This window comes from Bacillus sp. LM 4-2, assembly GCF_000978495.1.
Classification (GTDB): domain Bacteria; phylum Bacillota; class Bacilli; order Bacillales; family Bacillaceae; genus Bacillus; species Bacillus subtilis.
This window is the reverse complement of the sequence record NZ_CP011101.1, coordinates 3,868,927-3,888,959: the sequence shown is the minus strand read 5'-3', so window position 1 is coordinate 3,888,959 and position 20,033 is coordinate 3,868,927. Positions and strand designations below refer to the sequence as shown.

Annotated in this window: 18 protein-coding genes; 17 read left to right on the top strand and 1 reads right to left on the bottom strand. The window is 42.9% G+C overall.

Going from position 1 to position 20,033, the window contains the following annotated elements:
* The first annotated feature begins 6 nt into the window (after nucleotides 1-6).
* The 16 genes from bglH to dbpA all read left to right on the top strand — a co-directional run bounded on the left by bglH (nucleotide 7) and on the right by dbpA (nucleotide 17,775).
* Nucleotides 7-1,416 (top strand): aryl-phospho-beta-d-glucosidase, encoded by a 1,410-nt coding sequence (gene bglH, locus bslm_RS19320; protein WP_024571837.1) that lies wholly within the window; start codon nucleotides 7-9, stop codon nucleotides 1,414-1,416.
* A gap of 102 nt (nucleotides 1,417-1,518) precedes the next feature.
* A complete protein-coding gene (locus tag bslm_RS19315) occupies nucleotides 1,519-1,965 on the top strand; it encodes a universal stress protein (protein WP_003227162.1) in 447 nt (148 codons plus the stop codon).
* Between the two features lie 151 nt (nucleotides 1,966-2,116).
* Complete coding sequence (locus bslm_RS19310; RefSeq protein ID WP_046381518.1) at nucleotides 2,117-3,052, top strand: DMT family transporter; 936 nt, start codon at nucleotides 2,117-2,119, stop codon at nucleotides 3,050-3,052.
* Between the two features lie 161 nt (nucleotides 3,053-3,213).
* Nucleotides 3,214-10,218, top strand: coding sequence for a tRNA nuclease WapA (wapA, locus tag bslm_RS19305; protein ID WP_003243665.1), 7,005 nt, complete (start codon nucleotides 3,214-3,216; stop codon nucleotides 10,216-10,218).
* A gap of 61 nt (nucleotides 10,219-10,279) precedes the next feature.
* Nucleotides 10,280-10,708: an immunity protein WapI gene (wapI, locus tag bslm_RS19300; RefSeq protein ID WP_003227169.1), complete on the top strand. Its 429-nt coding sequence runs from the start codon at nucleotides 10,280-10,282 to the stop codon at nucleotides 10,706-10,708.
* 325 nt (nucleotides 10,709-11,033) lie between these two features.
* Complete coding sequence (locus bslm_RS19295) at nucleotides 11,034-11,504, top strand: YxiF family protein (RefSeq protein WP_003243092.1); 471 nt, start codon at nucleotides 11,034-11,036, stop codon at nucleotides 11,502-11,504.
* Nucleotides 11,498-11,866 carry a hypothetical protein gene (locus bslm_RS19290; protein WP_009968394.1) on the top strand — a complete coding sequence of 123 codons (369 nt, stop codon included), beginning with the start codon at nucleotides 11,498-11,500 and terminating at the stop codon, nucleotides 11,864-11,866. The genes bslm_RS19295 and bslm_RS19290 overlap by 7 nt, the downstream gene beginning before the upstream one ends.
* Before the next feature lie 50 nt (nucleotides 11,867-11,916).
* Nucleotides 11,917-12,333, top strand: coding sequence for a YxiG family protein (locus tag bslm_RS19285; protein WP_003227174.1), 417 nt, complete (start codon nucleotides 11,917-11,919; stop codon nucleotides 12,331-12,333).
* Nucleotides 12,334-12,455: 122 nt separating this feature from the next.
* A complete protein-coding gene (locus bslm_RS19280; RefSeq protein ID WP_003227176.1) occupies nucleotides 12,456-12,785 on the top strand; it encodes an NHL repeat-containing protein in 330 nt (109 codons plus the stop codon).
* 69 nt (nucleotides 12,786-12,854) lie between these two features.
* A complete protein-coding gene (locus tag bslm_RS19275) occupies nucleotides 12,855-13,307 on the top strand; it encodes a hypothetical protein (protein WP_003227178.1) in 453 nt (150 codons plus the stop codon).
* Nucleotides 13,308-13,324: 17 nt separating this feature from the next.
* The gene (locus bslm_RS19270; RefSeq protein WP_010886642.1) at nucleotides 13,325-13,813 is read left to right on the top strand and encodes a DUF2716 domain-containing protein; all 489 of its coding nucleotides are present in this window, start codon (nucleotides 13,325-13,327) and stop codon (nucleotides 13,811-13,813) included.
* 27 nt (nucleotides 13,814-13,840) lie between these two features.
* Nucleotides 13,841-14,137 carry a YxiJ family protein gene (locus tag bslm_RS19265; protein ID WP_003227182.1) on the top strand — a complete coding sequence of 99 codons (297 nt, stop codon included), beginning with the start codon at nucleotides 13,841-13,843 and terminating at the stop codon, nucleotides 14,135-14,137.
* A 15-nt stretch (nucleotides 14,138-14,152) separates the two neighbouring features.
* Nucleotides 14,153-14,614 (top strand): hypothetical protein, encoded by a 462-nt coding sequence (locus tag bslm_RS19260; RefSeq protein WP_003243382.1) that lies wholly within the window; start codon nucleotides 14,153-14,155, stop codon nucleotides 14,612-14,614.
* Nucleotides 14,615-14,625: 11 nt separating this feature from the next.
* On the top strand, nucleotides 14,626-14,757 hold the full coding sequence (locus bslm_RS21170; RefSeq protein WP_003227186.1) for a hypothetical protein: 132 nt from the start codon (nucleotides 14,626-14,628) through the stop codon (nucleotides 14,755-14,757).
* Nucleotides 14,758-15,105: 348 nt separating this feature from the next.
* Nucleotides 15,106-16,254 carry a rhamnogalacturonan acetylesterase gene (locus bslm_RS19255; protein ID WP_046381450.1) on the top strand — a complete coding sequence of 383 codons (1,149 nt, stop codon included), beginning with the start codon at nucleotides 15,106-15,108 and terminating at the stop codon, nucleotides 16,252-16,254.
* 81 nt (nucleotides 16,255-16,335) lie between these two features.
* Entirely contained in the window at nucleotides 16,336-17,775 is a 1,440-nt protein-coding gene (dbpA, locus tag bslm_RS19250) for an ATP-dependent RNA helicase DbpA (protein ID WP_015250888.1), read from the top strand.
* Between the two features lie 18 nt (nucleotides 17,776-17,793).
* Here the strand turns inward: dbpA and bslm_RS19245 are convergent, their stop codons facing one another.
* Nucleotides 17,794-19,080 carry an MFS transporter gene (locus bslm_RS19245; RefSeq protein WP_082098085.1) on the bottom strand — a complete coding sequence of 429 codons (1,287 nt, stop codon included), beginning with the start codon at nucleotides 19,078-19,080 and terminating at the stop codon, nucleotides 17,794-17,796.
* A 206-nt stretch (nucleotides 19,081-19,286) separates the two neighbouring features.
* Here bslm_RS19245 and bslm_RS19240 point away from each other — a divergent pair, with 206 nt between their 5' ends.
* Nucleotides 19,287-19,967 (top strand): hypothetical protein, encoded by a 681-nt coding sequence (locus bslm_RS19240; RefSeq protein WP_019712852.1) that lies wholly within the window; start codon nucleotides 19,287-19,289, stop codon nucleotides 19,965-19,967.
* Nucleotides 19,968-20,033: the final 66 nt, after the last annotated feature.

Here is a 20,033-nt window from a genome sequence, read left to right as displayed (position 1 = left end):
ATCAATATGAGTTCAAACGCAAAACGATTTCCAGAAGGATTTTTATGGGGCGGCGCAGTTGCTGCCAACCAAGTGGAGGGTGCTTATAACGAGGGTGGTAAGGGGCTTTCGACAGCTGACGTATCGCCGAACGGGATCATGTCTCCATTTGATGAATCAATGACTTCCTTGAATCTGTATCACAACGGGATTGACTTTTATCATCGTTATAAAGAGGATATCGCCTTATTTGCAGAAATGGGATTTAAGGCGTTCCGCACATCGATTGCGTGGACGAGAATTTTTCCGAATGGCGATGAAGAGGAGCCCAATGAAGAAGGCCTCAGCTTTTATGATGATCTGTTTGATGAGCTGTTAAAGCATCATATTGAGCCTGTCGTAACCATCTCTCATTATGAAATGCCGCTCGGTTTAGTGAAAAATTATGGCGGCTGGAAGAATCGTAAAGTCATAGAGTTTTATGAACGCTATGCCAAAACGGTTTTCAAACGCTATCAACACAAAGTGAAGTATTGGATGACGTTTAATGAAATTAACGTGGTGCTCCATGCGCCATTTACCGGGGGCGGTCTTGTTTTTGAAGAAGGAGAAAACAAATTAAACGCGATGTACCAGGCGGCACACCACCAATTTGTGGCCAGTGCTCTTGCTGTCAAAGCGGGCCACGACATCATTCCTGATTCGAAAATCGGCTGTATGATAGCGGCAACGACAACCTATCCGATGACTTCTAAGCCGGAGGATGTCTTCGCGGCAATGGAGAATGAGCGCAAAACACTTTTCTTCTCAGATGTTCAGGCAAGAGGCGCATACCCGGGATATATGAAACGCTATCTGGCAGAAAACAATATTGAAATTGAAATGGCTGAAGGCGATGAAGAGCTCTTGAAAGAACATACGGTGGATTATATTGGATTCAGCTACTACATGTCGATGGCGGCGAGCACAGATCCGGAAGAGCTTGCAAAATCAGGGGGCAACCTGCTGGGCGGAGTCAAAAACCCTTACCTCAAATCATCAGAATGGGGCTGGCAGATTGATCCGAAAGGCTTGCGCATCACGCTCAACACCTTATACGACCGTTATCAGAAGCCGCTGTTCATCGTTGAAAACGGCCTTGGCGCTGTAGACAAGGTTGAAGAGGACGGCACGATTCAGGACGATTACAGAATCAACTATCTGCGTGATCATTTAATTGAAGCGCGCGAAGCCATTGCGGACGGCGTTGAATTAATCGGATACACATCATGGGGGCCAATTGACCTTGTCAGCGCATCTACTGCGGAAATGAAAAAACGCTACGGCTTCATTTATGTGGACCGGGACAATGAAGGACATGGAACATTTAACCGTATCAAGAAAAAAAGCTTCAACTGGTATCAGCAGGTTATCGCCACAAACGGAGAGAGTCTCTGACAATTTTTTGAAAACTCATGCGCTTCAATTGACAATAACGAAATGCAGGCGGACAATAAAAGAGAAAGATGAACCACCCACAGTCCGAAAGGCGGGAAGAGCATGTTTAACAAAATGTTAGTAGCGATTGACGGATCAGACATGAGTGCAAAAGCGCTTGATGCCGCAGTGCATTTGGCAAAAGAGCAGCAAGCGGAACTAAGCATTCTTCATGTGGGGAGAGAAGCCGTCGTCACGACTTCTTCTCTGACGGGAATTGTCTATGTGCCAGAACACTTTATTGATGAAATCAGGAACGAGGTTAAAAAAGAGGGCCTGAAAATCCTTGAAAATGCAAAAGAAAAAGCAGCCGAAAAAGGCGTTCAAGCTGAAACCATTTACGCGAATGGCGAGCCGGCGCATGAGATACTAAATCACGCAAAAGAGAAAGGCGTCAGCCTGATTGTAGTTGGCAGCCGGGGGATCAGCGGCCTGAAAGAAATGATGCTTGGAAGCGTCAGCCATAAAGTGTCTCAATTATCAACATGCCCGGTTTTGATTGTTCGATAGATTTGTAAAAAAAGCGCCCTTGGGCGCTTTTTTTTATTTAGAATAGAAGTGTTATAATATCTACATGTAAAAAAGAGGAATTCTATGTGTAGATTTCTGAATTCACAAAAAACAGTTTATGCTATGCAGTATTGGAGGTAGAATACGTTTGATGCAACAGGATCCTTCCATATCGTCAAAACAAAAATCAACAGCCGTAATCAAAATGGTCATCTCTATGGTGATTTTCGGCTCCATCGGCTTTTTCTCAGAGCATACCAATCTGCCGTCATTTGAATTGGTCTTTGTCCGCTGCCTTTGCGCGACGCTGTTTTTAGGCTTTTGCTGGCTGGCGTCCGGCCAGTATAAAACTGAAAAATGGAGCAAGAGAGACGTGCTGCAAACATTGGCGTGCGGTTTCTTTCTTGTATTCAACTGGGTGTTCTTATTTAAGTCTTTTGAAGAAACGTCCGTTACAATTGCCATCTCTGTTTATCATCTAGCGCCGGTGCTTGTTCTTCTTCTGGGGAGCTTCTTCTACAGAGAGAAATTAAATGTGATCTCCGTCAGCTCCATTATCATCTGCTTTCTTGGGACTGCGCTGATTTCCGGGATTAACGGCAGCACATCATTGACACAGCTGATGGGATCAGGGATCATATGGGCAGTTCTCGCCGCACTGTTTTATGCGTTCACCACTTTATTGGGAAAAGGCATTCACAATCTCAGTCCTTACATGACCACCTTCTTGCAGACAGGTTTAGGGGTTATCATCCTGATTCCGTTTATTCACTTTGGCGCTTTTGCGGACCTATCTCAGGGAAACTGGATTATGGTGGTATCTACCGGCATCATCCATACGGGTATTGTATATTTGCTGTTTTTTGACAGTTTACGATTTTTATCAACGAAATTTATTTCAATCATTGTATTTCTCGACCCCGCTGTCGCGATCGTGCTCGATACCGTCTTCACAGGCTTCCGCCCTGACCTCTATCAAACGCTTGGCATCGTAATGATCTTTGCGGGCATGGCCTTGACGCTTGTCAGGAGGCAGGGGAAGGCGAATGTGACAGCTGAGGGTACGGATATTGAACAAATACAATAAAAAATGTAAAAAGGCCTATGCGGCCTTTTTTTGTTTTAGGTCAATTGACTCTCGCTAATCCTTAAAATAAGATAAATTTTCTAGAAAAATATTGTAATGATATTTCAGTCTAGTTAAGATTATTGAGTAAATATTACTTTTATTACAAAAGGAGAGAGGAAATGAAAAAAAGAAAGAGGCGAAACTTTAAAAGGTTCATTGCAGCATTTTTAGTGTTGGCTTTAATGATTTCATTAGTGCCAGCCGATGTACTAGCAAAATCTACAGAAGAAGAGAATGGAAACCGTATTGCTGCCGATGATCCAGAAGAAACTCTTCAGAAAGAACAAACTGAGGAAGCTGTACCTTTTGATCCAAAAGATATAAACAAAGAGGGTGAGATCACCTCTGAAAGAACAGAAAATACAAAACTCTATTATGAAGGTGACGGTGTCTATAAACAGGAAGTATACCTTGATCCTATTCATACAAAGGAAACACCGGATGCCGACTGGGAAGACATTTCTCCTGAGTTAAAAGAGTCGACAAGCAAACAAGTCGAGACAGAGAACGCTATTTTGAATTCAGATTTTCAAAAGCAAATGAAGAACGGGCTTTATGCGACTTTTGAGCATAATGACCATAAGGTTACATATTCACTAGCAGAAGCGAAAGGCCCGAATAAAACTTCACTTACTCCGAAAGATACCTCAGCAGATTATAAGACTGACAGTAATGAGATTGTGTATCCGGATGTGTTTCCGAATATTGATCTTCAGACTTTCACATTCAATGAAAACATAAAAGAAGATTTAGTCCTTCATCAGTATAATGGATACAACACATTTACATTTCAGTTAAAAACCGATTTGCAGGCTAAAGAACAAGAGGATGGATCCATTGATTTTTCTGATGAAAAAGGAAAAGTTGTTTTTTCTGTGCCTAAGCCTTTTATGACGGATTCAAAACTAGATGAGCTTTCCGGCGAGGTTGAACGGTCAGACAAAGTCAGCTATAAGCTGGAAAAGAATGAAGAAGGGTATTTGCTTCATCTTACGGCAGACGAGAACTGGCTGAAAGACCCAGAACGCGTATATCCAGTATCTATCGACCCGTCAACTTCTTTATCTGTTTCATCGGATACGTTTGTCATGAGTGCCTACCCGACGACGAACTATTCGGCCTCCTCACAAAAATGGGATGCTAATTTAAAGGCCTATGTACTGAAAACGGGCTATTATGACAAAACAACAGGCACAAACTATGCGTTCATGAAATTTAACAACCTAAAGCCAATTCAAAATATGACTGTCACTAAAGCTACATTAAAAACATACGTAGCCCATTCCTATTATGGAACAAAGGCAACCGGCCTTTGGCTGGATACGGTCAACAGCAATTATGATAATGCAAAAGTGACATGGAACACCAAACCGGCATCTAAAAATATCGGAAAAGCCGACGTCCATAAAGGACAGTGGGCGAGTTATGATGTGACCGCTGCTGTAAAGTCATGGAACTCCGGCGGGGCCAACTATGGATTTAAGCTTCATACAAACGGAAACGGCAAGGAATATTGGAAAAAACTAATTTCTTCAGCGAACTCCGCCAATAAACCATATATTGAAGTGACGTATACCATTCCAAAGGGAAACACACCTACAATCAAAGCCTATCACAACGGCGATTCCACTGGTTATTTCGATATCAGCTGGAAAAAGGTTGAAGGCGCAAAAGGATATAAGGTATGGATTTACAATGGTAAGGAATATCAAGCGATTTCTGCAGGCAACGTCACGTCGTGGAGCACAAAAGGTAAAAAAATCTGGCCTACGAGCGCAGAAATTGCCTCCAAGAGATATAAACTGCATCTGGACGGCAAGGATGGAGCTGAATTGGCATTAGATCCATCCCCGGTCTATAAGAATTCCGGCGGAAGCTATGCTACAAGCAAAAACTATTGGATTGGCGTCAGTGCGATATTTGACCAAGGTGAAGGAGCGATGTCCGCACCGGCAAAGCCCGTTATCCCTAATGTAGGAAAAGCACAAGCACCGTCAGCAAAGGGCTACAATAATGGGAATGCCACAGGATACTTCGACCTTTCTTGGAAAGCTGTATCCGGTGCAACCGGCTATAAGGTTCAGGTGTTCAATGGGAAAGGCTTTGAGACACTTGATCTCGGAAATCAGACGTCTTGGACCACAAAAGGGAAAAAGATCTGGCCGACAAGTGCAGAAATCAAGGCGGGAAAATATGCTCTTCACCTAAAGGACGGAAGCGGAGCAGAGCTGCCGATCAATCCCGGACCAACCTATAAAAACGCCGGGGGAGATGGAGCCAAAAGAAATTACTCGTTTAAAATTATCGCATACAACAAAGACGGCGAAGCCATTGCATCCCCGGCTGCTACCCCGGCACTTCCTGATATCGCTAGGCCAAAGAATGTAACTGGCTATTTGTATACAAATACAAAATCGAGTCAAACGGGTTATGTGAATTTGATATGGGAAAAGGTTCAAAATGCGAAGGGCTATAAAGTTAACATTTACAACGGTAAAGAATATCAGTCCTTTGATGTTGGTGATGCTGATCATTGGACAACCCAAAATAAAAACATCTGGCCGACTTCTGAGGAAATCAAAGCCGGAAGCTATAAGCTTCATACAGATGGAAAAGGCGGGGAATTAGCCCTCGATCCATCACCTGTCTATAACAATGCAAATGGGAATTACAAAGGGAAGAAGAATTATTCTTTCACGCTTGTCGCCTATGATGCGAATGGTGAAACGATTCCAACGGCGCCCTTTAACCCAACGTTCCATGAAGGCGCAGAATTCCTAGGTACAGAAGAGTACTGGTCTATCATTGATATCCCAAGCGGCCAGTTAAATGGTGCGACAGGCAATGTCATTGTGAATGAAGAAGATTTGTCAATTGATGGACGCGGTCCGGGACTTGGCTTATCGAGAACCTACAACAGTCTTGACAGCTCTGATCACTTATTTGGACAAGGCTGGTATGCTGATGCAGAAACATCTGTCATCTCAACGGATGGCGGGGCAATGTATATCGATGAAGACGCTACGACACATCGATTCACGAAAAAAGCCGATGGCACGTATCAGCCGCCGACCGGTGTATATCTTGAATTAACAGAAACAGCTGATCAGTTCATATTAAAAACAAAGGATCAAACCAACGCTTATTTCAATAAAAAAGGCGGCAAACTCCAAAAGGTAGTGGATGGCCATAACAATGCAACTGTCTATACTTACAATGACAAAAATCAACTGACCGCCATTACAGATGCATCAGGCCGCAAGCTTACATTTACCTATGATGAAAACGGCCATGTGACGTCCATCACAGGACCTAAGAATAAGAAAGTCACCTACTCATATGAGAATGATTTGCTGAAGAAGGTTACAGATACAGACGGGACTGTCACAAGCTATGACTACGATAGTGAAGGGCGCCTTGTCAAACAATATTCAGCTAACAGTACCGAAGCAAAGCCTGTCTTTACCGAATATCAGTATAGCGGTCACCGTCTCGAAAAAGCGATCAACGCTAAAAAAGAAACATATGTCTACAGCTATGATGCTGATAAAAAGACGCTTCTCATGACACAGCCAAATGGCCGGAAAGTACAGTATGGCTATAATGAAGCGGGAAATCCGATTCAGGTCATTGATGATGCGGAAGGGTTAAAAATTACAACGAATACAAAGTATGAAGGCAACAATGTTGTAGAAGATGTAGATCCAAATGACGTCGGCACCGGAAAAGCAACGGAAAGCTATCAATATGACAAAGATGGCAACGTTACGTCGGTTAAAGATGCATATGGAACTGAGACATACGAATACAACAAAAACAACGATGTCACAAAGATGAAGGATACCGAGGGCAATGTCACGGATATTGCTTATGACGGACTGGATGCTGTATCCGAAACCGATCAGAGCGGAAAATCATCGTCAGCAGCTGTTTATGATAAATATGGAAACCAGATTCAATCGAGCAAAGATTTATCAGCTTCAACTAATATTTTGAAAGATGGAAGCTTTGAAGCTCAAAAATCCGGCTGGAATCTGACTGCCTCTAAAGACAGCGGCAAAATTTCAGTCATCGCCGATAAAAGCGGAGTTCTTTCCGGATCAAAGGCATTGGAGGTCTTGAGCCAATCAACGTCTGCCGGAACAGATCATGGGTATTCGTCAGCAACACAAACAGTTGAGCTGGAGCCGAATACAACCTATACATTAAGCGGGAAAATCAAAACAGATCTTGCGAAATCAAGAGCCTATTTTAACATTGATTTGCGAGACAAAGATCAAAAACGAATTCAATGGATTCACAATGAATACAGTGCATTAGCCGGAAAAAATGACTGGACAAAACGGCAAATCACTTTTACGACTCCAGCGAATGCAGGCAAAGCTGTTGTGTATATGGAAGTCGATCATAAAGATAAAGATGGCAAAGGAAAAGCATGGTTTGATGAAGTCCAGCTGGAAAAAGGCGAAGTATCATCAAGCTATAACCCAGTTCAAAACAGCAGCTTCACATCAGCAACGGAAAACTGGAATGTAAGCGGAGCATCCGTTGATTCTGAAGAAGGCTTTAATGATGATGTATCATTAAAAGCTGCCCGGACCAGTGCGTCCCAAGCCGGATCAGTAACAAAACAAACCGTTGTCTTAGGGCAAAGCGCAAATGACAAACCGGTTTATCTCACACTGACAGGAATGTCGAAAGCAAGCAGCGTCAAATTTACAGATGAAAAAGACTATTCTCTGCAGGCGAATGTCACTTACGCTGACGGCAGCACAGGCATCTACAATGCGAAATTCCCTTCTGGAACACAGGAATGGAACCGAGCAGCTGTCGTCATCCCTAAAACAAAGCCGATCAATAAAGTCGATATCAGTATTCTGTTCCAAAAGAGTGCGACAGGCACAGTCTGGTTTGATGATATCCGTTTGATTGAAGGAAGCCTTCTGACTAAAAGCACGTATGACAGTAATGGCAACTATGTGACCAAGGAAGAGGACGAACTAGGTTACGCCACTTCAACTGATTACGATGAAACTGGTAAGAAAACGTCTGAAACAGATGCAAAAGGTGAAAAAACAACCTATACGTATGATCAGGCAGACCAATTGACAAACATGACGCTCTCTAACGGCACGTCTATCCTTCACAGCTATGATAAGGAAGGCAATGAGGTAAGCAAAACCATCCGGGCAGGAGCAGATCAAACCTATAAATTCGAATATGATGTCATGGGCAAGCTTGTCAAAACAACTGACCCTCTCGGCAATGTGTTAGCAAGCGAATATGATGCCAACAGCAACCTGACCAAAACCATTTCACCAAATGGCAACGAAGTGTCTCTTTCTTATGATGGAACAGACCGGGTGAAATCAAAGTCGTATAACGGTACAGAAAAGTACATTTTCACGTATGACAAAAATGGAAATGAAACGTCGGTCGTCAATAAAGAGCAGAACACCACAAAGAAACGGACATTTGACAACAAAAACCGTTTAACCGAACTGACAGACCGCGGCGGCAGCCAAACTTGGACATATCCTAGTGACTCCGATAAGCTGAAAACCTTCTCGTGGATTCATGGGGACCAAAAAGGAACGAATCAATTTACGTATAACAAGCTGGATCAAATGATTGAGATGAAAGACAGTACATCCTCATATTCATTTGATTATGATGAAAATGGAAACGTCCAAACCTTTATTACGGGCAACGGCGGCGGAACAAGTTTTTCATATGACGAAAGAAACCTTGTAAGCTCGCTGCATATCGGTGACAAAAACGGCGGAGACATTCTGACGGAAAGCTATGAATATGATGCCAACGGCAACCGCACAACGATAAACAGCTCAGCAAGCGGCAAGGTGCAATATGAGTATGGGAAGCTGAATCAGCTTGTCAAAGAAACCCATGAAGACGGTACTGTTATTGAATACACATATGATGGATTCGGAAACCGGAAAACCGTTACAACTATAAAAGACGGCTCAAGCAAAACGGTGAACGCTTCCTTCAACATCATGAACCAGCTGACAAAAGTCAATGATGAAAGCATCTCTTACGATAAAAACGGCAACCGCACATCCGACGGCAAATTCACATATACGTGGGATGCAGAAGATAACCTGACCGCCGTTACCAAAAAAGGCGAAGACAAGCCATTCGCAACATATAAGTATGACGAAAAAGGAAACAGAATCCAAAAAACCGTCAACGGAAAAGTCACGAACTACTTCTACGACGGAGACAGCTTGAACGTCTTGTATGAAACAGACGCGGACAACAACGTCACAAAATCATACACGTACGGAGACAGCGGCCAGCTGTTATCCTACACAGAAAATGGTAAGAAATATTTCTATCACTACAACGCTCACGGCGACATCATCGCGATCTCAGACAGCACTGGAAAAACCGTTGCCAAGTATCAATACGACGCATGGGGAAATCCAACAAAAACCGAAGCAAGCGACGAAGTAAAAGACAATCGCTACCGCTACGCAGGCTACCAATACGACGAAGAAACCGGCCTGTACTATCTCATGGCCCGCTACTACGAGCCAAGAAACGGCGTGTTCCTATCGCTCGACCCAGACCCGGGCAGCGACGGAGATTCATTGGATCAGAATGGGTATGCTTATGGAAATAATAACCCAGTGATGAATGTTGATCCGGACGGGCATTGGGTATGGCTTGTGGTAAATGCCGGATTTGCAGCCTATGATGGATATAAGGCATATAAATCAGGTAAAGGATGGAAAGGTGCTGCTTGGGCAGCTGCTTCTAATTTTGGTCCTGGGAAGATATTTAAGGGTGCTAGTCGCGCCTATAAGTTTACGAAGAAGGCAGTTAAAATCACAGGTCATACAAGACATGGACTTAATCAATCTATAGGAAGAAATGGAGGCCGTGGAGTCAATTTAAGGGCCAAACTGAATGCTGTGCGAAGCCCTAAAAAAGTAATAAAACAACCTAATGGGGCAACGAAATATGTTGGAAAAAAAGCTACAGTTGTTTTAAATAAAAGGGGTAAAGTAATCACAGCTTATGGAAGTTCAAGAGCTAAGGGTTCTAAACACGTATTCCATACACACGGAAAAGGAAATAAATCTAAGAGAAGGCGTTAATAAGGTTAAGCGAGGGGGGGATGACAACTACCCTCACTTAAACTTTAAATGAGGAGGAAATATGGCCAAAATAAAAGATGATTGTATAGAACTTGAATTAACACCGAGAAGGTATCAAGAGTTGGACGATGATCCATTTATTTTATCTGTATTTGAATTGTTGGAAAATAAGAAAGCCGTCGTTCGCGATTTTTCTGCTGTTTTATTAGAAAGTGAATATAAGGTGTTGATATCTGGGATCGAAACTATGATAAAAGGAAATCAAGACAGTATCAGTTTAGAGACTATTGAACCATTCTTATTTCTTAGTATTGATCAAGAAAACGGAAATTACAGAATTAAGATTAAAATTATATTTGATGATTATAAAGAAAGTAAGTCGAACTCCAACTTGTTCGAAATTAATTGTAATGAAGAAAAGCTAGAGTCTTTTGTGACCGCTTTAAAATTAAATCTTGAAAATACAAAAAATCCTTCTAAACTTCCTTAATTATAAATAATTTCTGCATTGGATAAAAATGGGGCATTTATTGATGGAACATTAAATAAGAGATGTTACCATCCTCTCTTATTTGTATGACAAAAGAATCTAAAAATATAGAATTGATTGGGATGAAGAGGATTTGCCAAAAAGGTTCCCAGCGTTTTGTGAAAAGCCCACTGGGTGAGTTTTAAGCAGTTGAAGATAAAGCTTGTATCGATAAGCGATACAAGCTTTTTTAGAACAAATCTAAACATGAACGACAACGAAAACAAGAGAATGATGAATCAATTTAAAAGAAGTTGAGAAATTGACAGCGGAGGGAATGCGGCTCATGCAAAAAAGATTGATCGAAAAACTCGCCGAGAATAAAAGACGTTTATTGATGAGCGAAATCAAAGAAAAACTAGTCCCTTGTGCAGAAAGAGGCTTCACTTATCGTTTTGCTGATCTGGCGCAAAGCAGGCAATTGCTTGAGCTGGTTTTATCAAATTCAATACCAGCCAACACCCGTGAGGTTGATGCCCTCGAAAAAACGGAAGCGAAACAGCTGATCTGGAAAATATCTCAGTCATATGTTGCTTACGATGACCGGGACGTTCTGCTGTTTCATCAATACAGCAGCGAAATTGGTGCGTTAGTTTGTTCTTTTGGAAAATGTCTCGAGCACCTTGACTGCTTATTGGAGTGTATTGAGTTCGATGAAGGGATTCTCAATCATAGTTTTATTTTGGTTGAGCCTAAGTGCCAGTTTGGTTTATGTATATTGCACACGGAATACGGATGTGAGCTTGTTTATTGGTAGATTGGAAACCTTTTGGAACATATCTTTTACGGAAAAAGCTTCAATATCTAAATATCAGTACGGTGCTTTGCATACTAATAAAAAATCATTTAGTACTTGAATACGTGGTGATCAAATTGAGCGAGACAAATCTAATAGAATGCATAAATAAAATCAAAAGTGTCTTAAATGGACAAACAACAAGAGAAGAAGTGTCGGATTGGGCTGGAACTTATGTTTATGCGGATGACCCCGAAGTAGAAGACGATAGAGTCTGGGATATGTTAATCCTTCTAAGTGGGATTGATTTGAAAGATTCATCAGAAACTTATTTGCATTCAACAGATGATTTAAATGATTGGATCAAACAATATACGGAGTAATTTGTTTTCTGCTTGGTGGCAAGGCGTTATTGTTTAAAAAGAGGCAGGGGATGACAATGTATCAAACGATTAATGAATGGGTTGATTATATAGATAAGGGGTGCAGTGTCCTTCATTTAGATTTTAATGTGTTTAAAAAAGAACTCTCACTTGATATTAAGGTTTTTGAAGATGAAGGTGAATATACGCATAAAATTTCATTTCAAAATGTGGCATCCGCTTATTATAGTGCAGATGTTGGCGACATGAGATTGGAAAAAATAGATCCGGAAGAATACAATTGGCAAGTATTTGAGATGAGTTATCATCCAGAAGGAATCGGGAATCTATCAAATTCTATAATTCCGGAGTATCAATCAAATGCTAACTTTCTTATTGACATGAACAGAATGCTGATTGCTATAGAAGCTGAAACAGTTCGCTTTGATGATCAATCGTTTTATGCATACCAATTAAACACTAAATGATTTAAGGCTGAATTGGAAAGTAGATTTATCCCAAAACGATTAATGAAACTAGGTTGTCCGTTACTAATAGCTAATAAATGGTTTATTCTTATCATTTCATTTCGAACCTAGGAGCATAACCAATGAAAAAATTAAAATTGAATAAAATCATCAACGAGAACACCCAAGATTGTTTTTTCCATGCTGATCCACAGGGGCGTGTCTACATTGGAAAAGGGTTGAAAGGTGGTATCACCATTACAATCTATGATCCTTCCGGTGATGTTCGGGATTTTAGAGTGAAAGAGCAGATTTCATACAGTGATATTCTGCTCTTTCAACAATGTGCAGATGGCTATGTCTTCGTTTATTACGAATCGTACGAGCCGAAGGTAAAGGTTTTTTCAGAAGAGGGAAGGGTGAAAAGTGTTTTTCACTTGCCTTCAGGGGTTTCCTGCTGTCTTTTGGATTAGAAACAACAGCTTTGGGTCGGTTTATGTGATGAAGGGATTTATCATGATGAGAATCCCAACGGCCATAGTGTGTGGTGTTTTACGTTAGATGGTCAGCAGAAGGAAATACACATTGATAGAAAGCTTGAAGAAATGGATGCGCCTGCTGTAGATGATTGTTATGGACTTGCAGAAAAAAACGGCTTGATTTATATGCTGTATTACGGAGATGCAGTCATTGCCGCATTTGATGAAACGGTCGTGAGACGGGTGTGGATTCTGTCGGATAAAGAGCCGGACTCAGAAGCATTTGATCAGCTCGCGATATCCGAAGAAGGTTTTTTGGTTGGGACGTTCAATTGTTACAGTGCAGACCTTAAGTCGTCTCTTTATTTGATTTCTGCCGATGTGAGTCAAGAGATGGAAGAGATAACATGCTGTGATTCGAACGGTGAAGGCCTAGATGTTCAACAGCTGAAACTGACAAGTTACGCTGTTTACGCAGTGGCCTCTTCTGGTGTTTATAAGCAGGATATCCAATAAGGTGTAGGGATGAGATTATGATGAATTGGCGCGCTTTAAGTCAGACAAAACAAGACCGCATCTGGTCAGAAGTGAACAAGATCATAAAATGGAAGCCCGGAAGCAGATGTCATCACATCATCCCGCCTGATCCATATCGAGTGTTTGATATCTCAAGCGCGATGAGCAGTAAAGCTGGTCATAATGATGTGAGCGGAGTGCTAAGTGATTTAGAGACTTCTATTTTAAAAGCATTTCAATTAGGTACTGGAAAGAACGATGTAATGTACGCACTAGATTGGCAGCATGACGGATATACCTTTAGTCCTCATCAGGCAATGCCTAAGGATGAATTTGGCGAATGGCCTGTTCCCGTATTTCCAAATGGAGACTATTATTTCTTTTTTCATCAGGACTTCTCCTGGGGACTTTTGGGAGACCCGTGGAAATGTGCAATCACTGTGTTTGGTGAAGAGCTGTTGGAGGCGATAGATAATGATCCGCCTATTCTGTTTCGAAATAAATGAGATTATTGCGGAAGGGAGAGGATCAACGTGCTTCAAAAACTGAGAAAAAGACAGCGAGAGCTTGAAGAAAAGCAGTACCCTGATGAATTGTACGGCTTTGAAGCGGAAATCTATGAGTTTTTTATGCTTGTTGCTGGCAGTTTGGATTATGTGCTGGCGAATAAAAGGATACCCCGGCATCAGCGGCGTTCGTTGGAGAAAAGCTTTTTTGAGCTGTATCCTGACATACTTCCGGATATGATCAAAAACGATAAGGATCTGTATCATCACATTCTCTTGTATGAACAAGTCAGACAAGAGATTTGCGTTGCGCTATCCAACTGATAAGGGGAAGATTTTATGGAAATAACCTCTATAAGCAGTATTGGCAATTTGGACATGATCGAGCTTAAGCCTGACCAAACCGTTATGGCATGCGAACTTGAAGATGCAGAGTCGTTTTATCGTTTTTGGGCAGGGCTTGCCTACGATCGAATCATGATACAGGTAATAACGACTGGTTCATTTATAGAAGACCTGTCCGAGTATTTTGAAGGTCATGCTTACAAGGTGACGAAGCTGGCCAAAAGGGAATTCCATTTCCAATCCATATTACAGGAAGCAGACCGGGATATTGCAGATTTTCTCTTTCTGCTAGCTTCCATCAATGATGATGTTTTTCTGATCACTGATCCTCAACCGGATAAAAGCTATTTTTCAGAAGGGAAGCTCCAATGCCTAACGGACTCAGGCGAACGGATCATATGGTTTGAATACGATGCTGTGGACATTTATATGATTGGCGGTGAATCATATAAATAGAGGGAATTCATTTGAATATCACACAATACGAGAAATTGAAACAGCATCTTTCTGATGAGGATACAGGTCCATTTACATTAAACGAGTTTTCTTTCTATATGAAAGAAGATGATCGTTATATTCATATTCCTGTGTTTGAATGAAAACGATCTGCTCAAACCTGTGACATTCAATTGCGGTTTGAAAACATTAGTGCATCAAAGCTGGATGACCTTGAATCCATCGATTCGGTTGCATTGGAGATTGTACCGACTGACGATCAATGGGAAAGACTCCGTTATTATGTGTATGACGAAGAAAACCAAATAAGCTTCTATTGCGGAGGTTGGGATGTGATCAAGTGTGACAAGAAGTCACACTGATTTTCCCCTTCTTGAGACTCTCCCCTCATTTTTATTCCTCAACGCAATTTTTTTCTTAATTCAGTCATCATAAAGAAACAATCACCGAGTATGCATTAATGTATTCGTTTTCATAGAGGGGGAGTCTTGATGAAAAAATGGATGGCAGCGGTTATTGTGATGATGTTGATGCTGGGTTTTGGAGGGATTGAGAAAGTGAAGGCGGCGGAGCCGAAGGTGTATCAATTTGACTTTGGAAGCGGTTCGGTGGAGCCTGGTTATATTGGTGTCAGGGCGTCTGATCGATATGATCGGTCAAAGGGCTACGGTTTTCAAACACCGGAGAATATGAGGGATGTGGCGGCATCCGGGGCTGGTGTGAAGAGTGATGCGGTTCAGTTTTTAGCGTATGGGACGAAAAGCAATAACACGTTTAATGTTGATCTCCCGAATGGCCTTTATGAGGTGAAGGTGACGCTTGGCAATACGGCAAGGGCCAGTGTGGCGGCGGAGGGCGTGTTTCAGGTTATTAATATGACAGGGGATGGCGCGGAGGATACGTTCCAAATTCCTGTCACCGACGGGCAGCTGAATCTGCTGGTGACAGAGGGAAAGGCAGGCACCGCTTTTACGCTCAGCGCCTTGAAAATAAAGAAATTGTCTGATCAGCCGGTGACGAACCGAACCATTTATGTCGGCGGCGACTCGACGGTGTGCAATTATTATCCGCTCAACAGCAGCAAGCAGGCGGGCTGGGGGCAGATGCTGCCTCACTATATCGATAAACACACCTTTCAAGTGAGAAACATGGCGTCTGGCGGGCAGATCGCGAGAGGGTTCAGAAATGATGGACAGCTTGAGGCGATCTTGAAGTACATCAAGCCGGGGGATTATTTTATGTTGCAGCTCGGCATTAATGACACAAATCCGAAGCATAATGAATCTGAAGCGGAATTTAAAGAGATGATGCGTGATATGATTCGTCAGGTGAAAGCGAAAGGAGCGGACGTCATCCTATCAACACCCCAGGGCCGGGCGACCGATTTTACTTCTGAAGGCATCCATTCGTCTGTCAACAGATGGTACAGGGCCTCTATTTTAGCTTTGGCCGAAGAGGAAAAAACACATCTCATTGACTTAAATGTCCTCAGCTCGGCATACTTTACATCGATCGGTCCGGAAAAAACACTCGCGCTTTATATGGACGGAGATACGCTTCATCCGAACCGCGCTGGGGCTGACGCACTGGCGCGATTGGCTGTTCAGGAGCTAAAACGCCAGGGAATCGATGGCTTTTAATACATCATTTTTCGTCAAAACACATATGCCTTCGTCAATTAGAGTATAATGAGAACATCTGCAAGAGACAGGAGTTTATACATGAGTCATTTTAAAAACTATCAAATCAGTCATGACATTTTACGAGCATTGGAAGGACTGGGATATACAGAACCGACCAAGGTGCAGCAGAGCGTGATCCCCGCTGCCCTTGAACGAAAGGATCTTGTCGTCAAATCACAGACGGGAAGCGGGAAAACGGCTTCGTTCGGGATTCCTCTCTGTGAGCTGGCGGATTGGGATGAAAACAAGCCGCAGGCGCTTATTTTAACTCCAACCCGTGAGCTTGCGGTGCAAGTAAAGGAAGATATCACGAACATCGGACGATTTAAACGGATCAAAGCGACAGCCGTATTTGGAAAATCCTCCTTTGATAAACAAAAAGCTGAGCTTAAGCAAAAAAGCCACATTGTTGTCGGCACGCCGGGACGTGTTCTGGATCATATCGAAAAAGGCACGCTGCCGTTGGATCGTCTCTCTTATTTGGTCATTGATGAAGCGGATGAGATGCTGAATATGGGCTTCATCGAGCAGGTGGAGGCGATTATCAAGCATCTGCCGACTGAGCGTACGACGATGCTGTTTTCGGCGACGCTTCCGCAGGATATCGAGAAGCTGAGCCGTCAATATATGCAAAACCCTGAGCATATCGAAATCAAAGCGGCCGGGCTTACCACAAGAAATATTGAACATGCGGTGATTCAAGTAAGAGAAGAGCATAAATTTTCATTGCTGAAAGATGTGCTGATGACGGAGAATCCCGACAGCTGCATCATTTTCTGCCGAACGAAGGAGCACGTCAATCAGCTGACCGATGAATTGGATGACTTAGGATATCCATGCGATAAAATTCACGGCGGAATGATTCAGGAAGACCGATTCGACGTCATGAATGAATTTAAACGTGGCGAGTACCGTTACTTAGTCGCGACGGATGTCGCCGCGCGCGGGATTGATATTGAAAATATCTCCCTTGTCATCAACTATGATCTGCCGCTTGAAAAGGAAAGCTATGTCCACCGCACGGGCCGAACGGGACGCGCAGGGAACAAAGGAAAGGCCATTTCGTTTGTCACGGCCTTCGAAAAACGGTTTTTAGCCGACATTGAAGAATATATCGGATTTGAGATTCAAAAAATAGAAGCCCCTTCTCAAGAGGAAGTGGCAAGGAAGAAACCAGAATTTCTAGCTAAAATGAATGACCGTCCGGAAAGCAAAAAAGACAAAAGCGAAGAGCTGAATAAAGACATTATGAAGCTGTATTTTAACGGCGGAAAGAAAAAGAAAATCAGAGCCGTTGATTTTGTAGGAACGATTGCCAAAATTGACGGTGTGTCAGCTGACGACATCGGCATCATTACGATCATGGATAACGCCTCATACGTTGAGATTTTAAATGGTAAAGGCCCTCATGTTCTCAAAGTGATGAAGAACACAACCGTCAAAGGGAAACAGCTGAAGGTGAATAAAGCGAATAAATGATGAATGACCTGCTCCCAGTTAAAGGGGCAGGTCATTTTGCTGCTGGCTGACATCGGCGCTGGTCTCCTCCGGAACAAAGGCAAGAATCACAATACCAATTACAAACAAAATGATCAGACTGAACACCGCAGTCGAGGATTTCCCGGTCAGCTGGGCTGTCACGGCAATGAGCAGCGGCCCCATAATTGAGGCGAATTTTCCGAAAATGTTGTAAAAACCGAAGAATTCATTGGCGTGGCGCTTTGGCACAAGCTTGGCGAAATAGGAACGGCTTAGGGCTTGAATACCGCCCTGCGAGGTGGCGACAAGCATAGCCAGTATCCAGAAATCAAGCGTTGTCTCCATAAAATAGGCATACACGCAGACGATCATATAAATGACGATCCCGACGTACAGCATTGTCTTCCCCGTTAAGCGTTCTGCCAGTTTTCCGTATATAATCGAAAACGGCGCGGCGACTACCTGGGTGACAAATAGGATGATCAGAAGGCTTGAGGAGCCGATCCCTAAATCTGATCCATAGGATGTCGACATCGTAATAATCGTGCCGACTCCGTCGATATAAAAGAAATAAGCGAGCAAGAAGAGGAAAAGTGCCCGGTATTGCCTGATCCGTTTCATCGTTTGGCCGAGCCGCTTAAAGCTGTTGATGACAATATGAGGTTCTTTTTTGATGTAATAGCGTTGATGGACATGTTTAATCATTGGGATGGTGAACAGCCCCCACCAGGCAGCCGTTATGAAGAAGGACAGCTGGCTTGCGGCCGATACAGACACTGGAATCGTCTCTGCTTGTGCGAGCAGGATGACAGCAATACTGATGATAAATGGAATCGTGCTTCCAATGTATCCTAAGCCAAAACCCCGTGCTGAGACGAGATTCATCCGCTTCTCAGGCGTGACGTCCACGAGAAAGGCATCATAAAACACATTGGCGCCGGAAAAACCGATAGCCGATATCGTATAAAACAGCAACAATAGCAGCCAATGTTCACTAGGGATAAAGGCGAGCATCGCGGTGCTGGCGACACCGGCTGACACAAAGAAACCGAAGAACTTTTTCTTGCACCCTTCATAGTCGGCGATTGTGCCTAAAATAGGGCCGAGCATCGCAAGAATAAACGTTGAAATCGCAATGGTATAGCCCAGATAGGCAGTCGATTGAGCGGCGCTGACACCGCTTTCCGCAGCTGCTGATTTATAAAATAACGGAAAAACCGCGGTGGTCACGACAATTGAGTAAGCAGAATTTGCCCAGTCATATAACACCCAGCTGTTTTCTTGTTTCGTAAAACGTTTCATCATCAGAGCCCCTCTCCGGTAACGATACTTCTATTGTACGAGAAATGGGCCTGAAAAGAATGGAATGCACGACAATTTTTACAAAATATTTATGTTTTTTCGCTTCAAATCATACTTTTGATTTATTGCTGGGGTTAGGTACATCTGGTACCATTTAACTATATTTTATGGTATTTTCCAGAAAGGATTCAGCAGAGAGGAGACAGAGCATGAGGCAAATAGGCTTGTGTATAAGCCTGCTGGTCACAGTTCTTGTGATGAGCGCATGCGAAAGTGAAGGTGAGGCTCAGATGTTCGCAGACTGTGATCAAAAGACAGTAAAACAAACCGCAGCCAAACCGATGAGCAGTAAGAAAAAGCAGGATTTCCAAGCCCTCGCAAGCGACAGGCAGCTGGCCATTGTGTTCAGTTCCATTATACAAGTGAGCGAAGCATTTGATTATGGAATCGGCAATCCAGAATACTTCGTGCAAATCAGCATGACTGAAGAAGAAGCAGACATTGCGAAGGAGAATCTCGAATCGATTAAGCTTGAGAACAAATCGCTCAAAAAACAAAACAGCGAGGCGGTTGCCTTGCTACAAAAAACGCGTAATCAAGACATGAGCCGCATCGAAATTCAGCAGCTGACAGAAAATAGAGCCGCTTTTTTTGAGGCCGCAGACAGTATGATCAAACTCATCGGCCAAGTCACACCGAAAAACGCGAAGAAGACAAGACAGCAGCTGGATCAGCTGAAAAAACAATATACACAATACAGCGCTGAAAGCATTAAAATCATGAACAGCATTGTCAAAAAGCAGAAAGCTGACAAGGCATCATTTGAACGCCATCTGGAGGCGCTGCTTCAAAAACAGCCCGGGCAGCAGGTACGGAGTGAATTGTACTGACCAGCTTCCGTCTTTCCCTGATGATATTGACCTAGTACAAAAAGAATGTACAATCAAGATATAGTC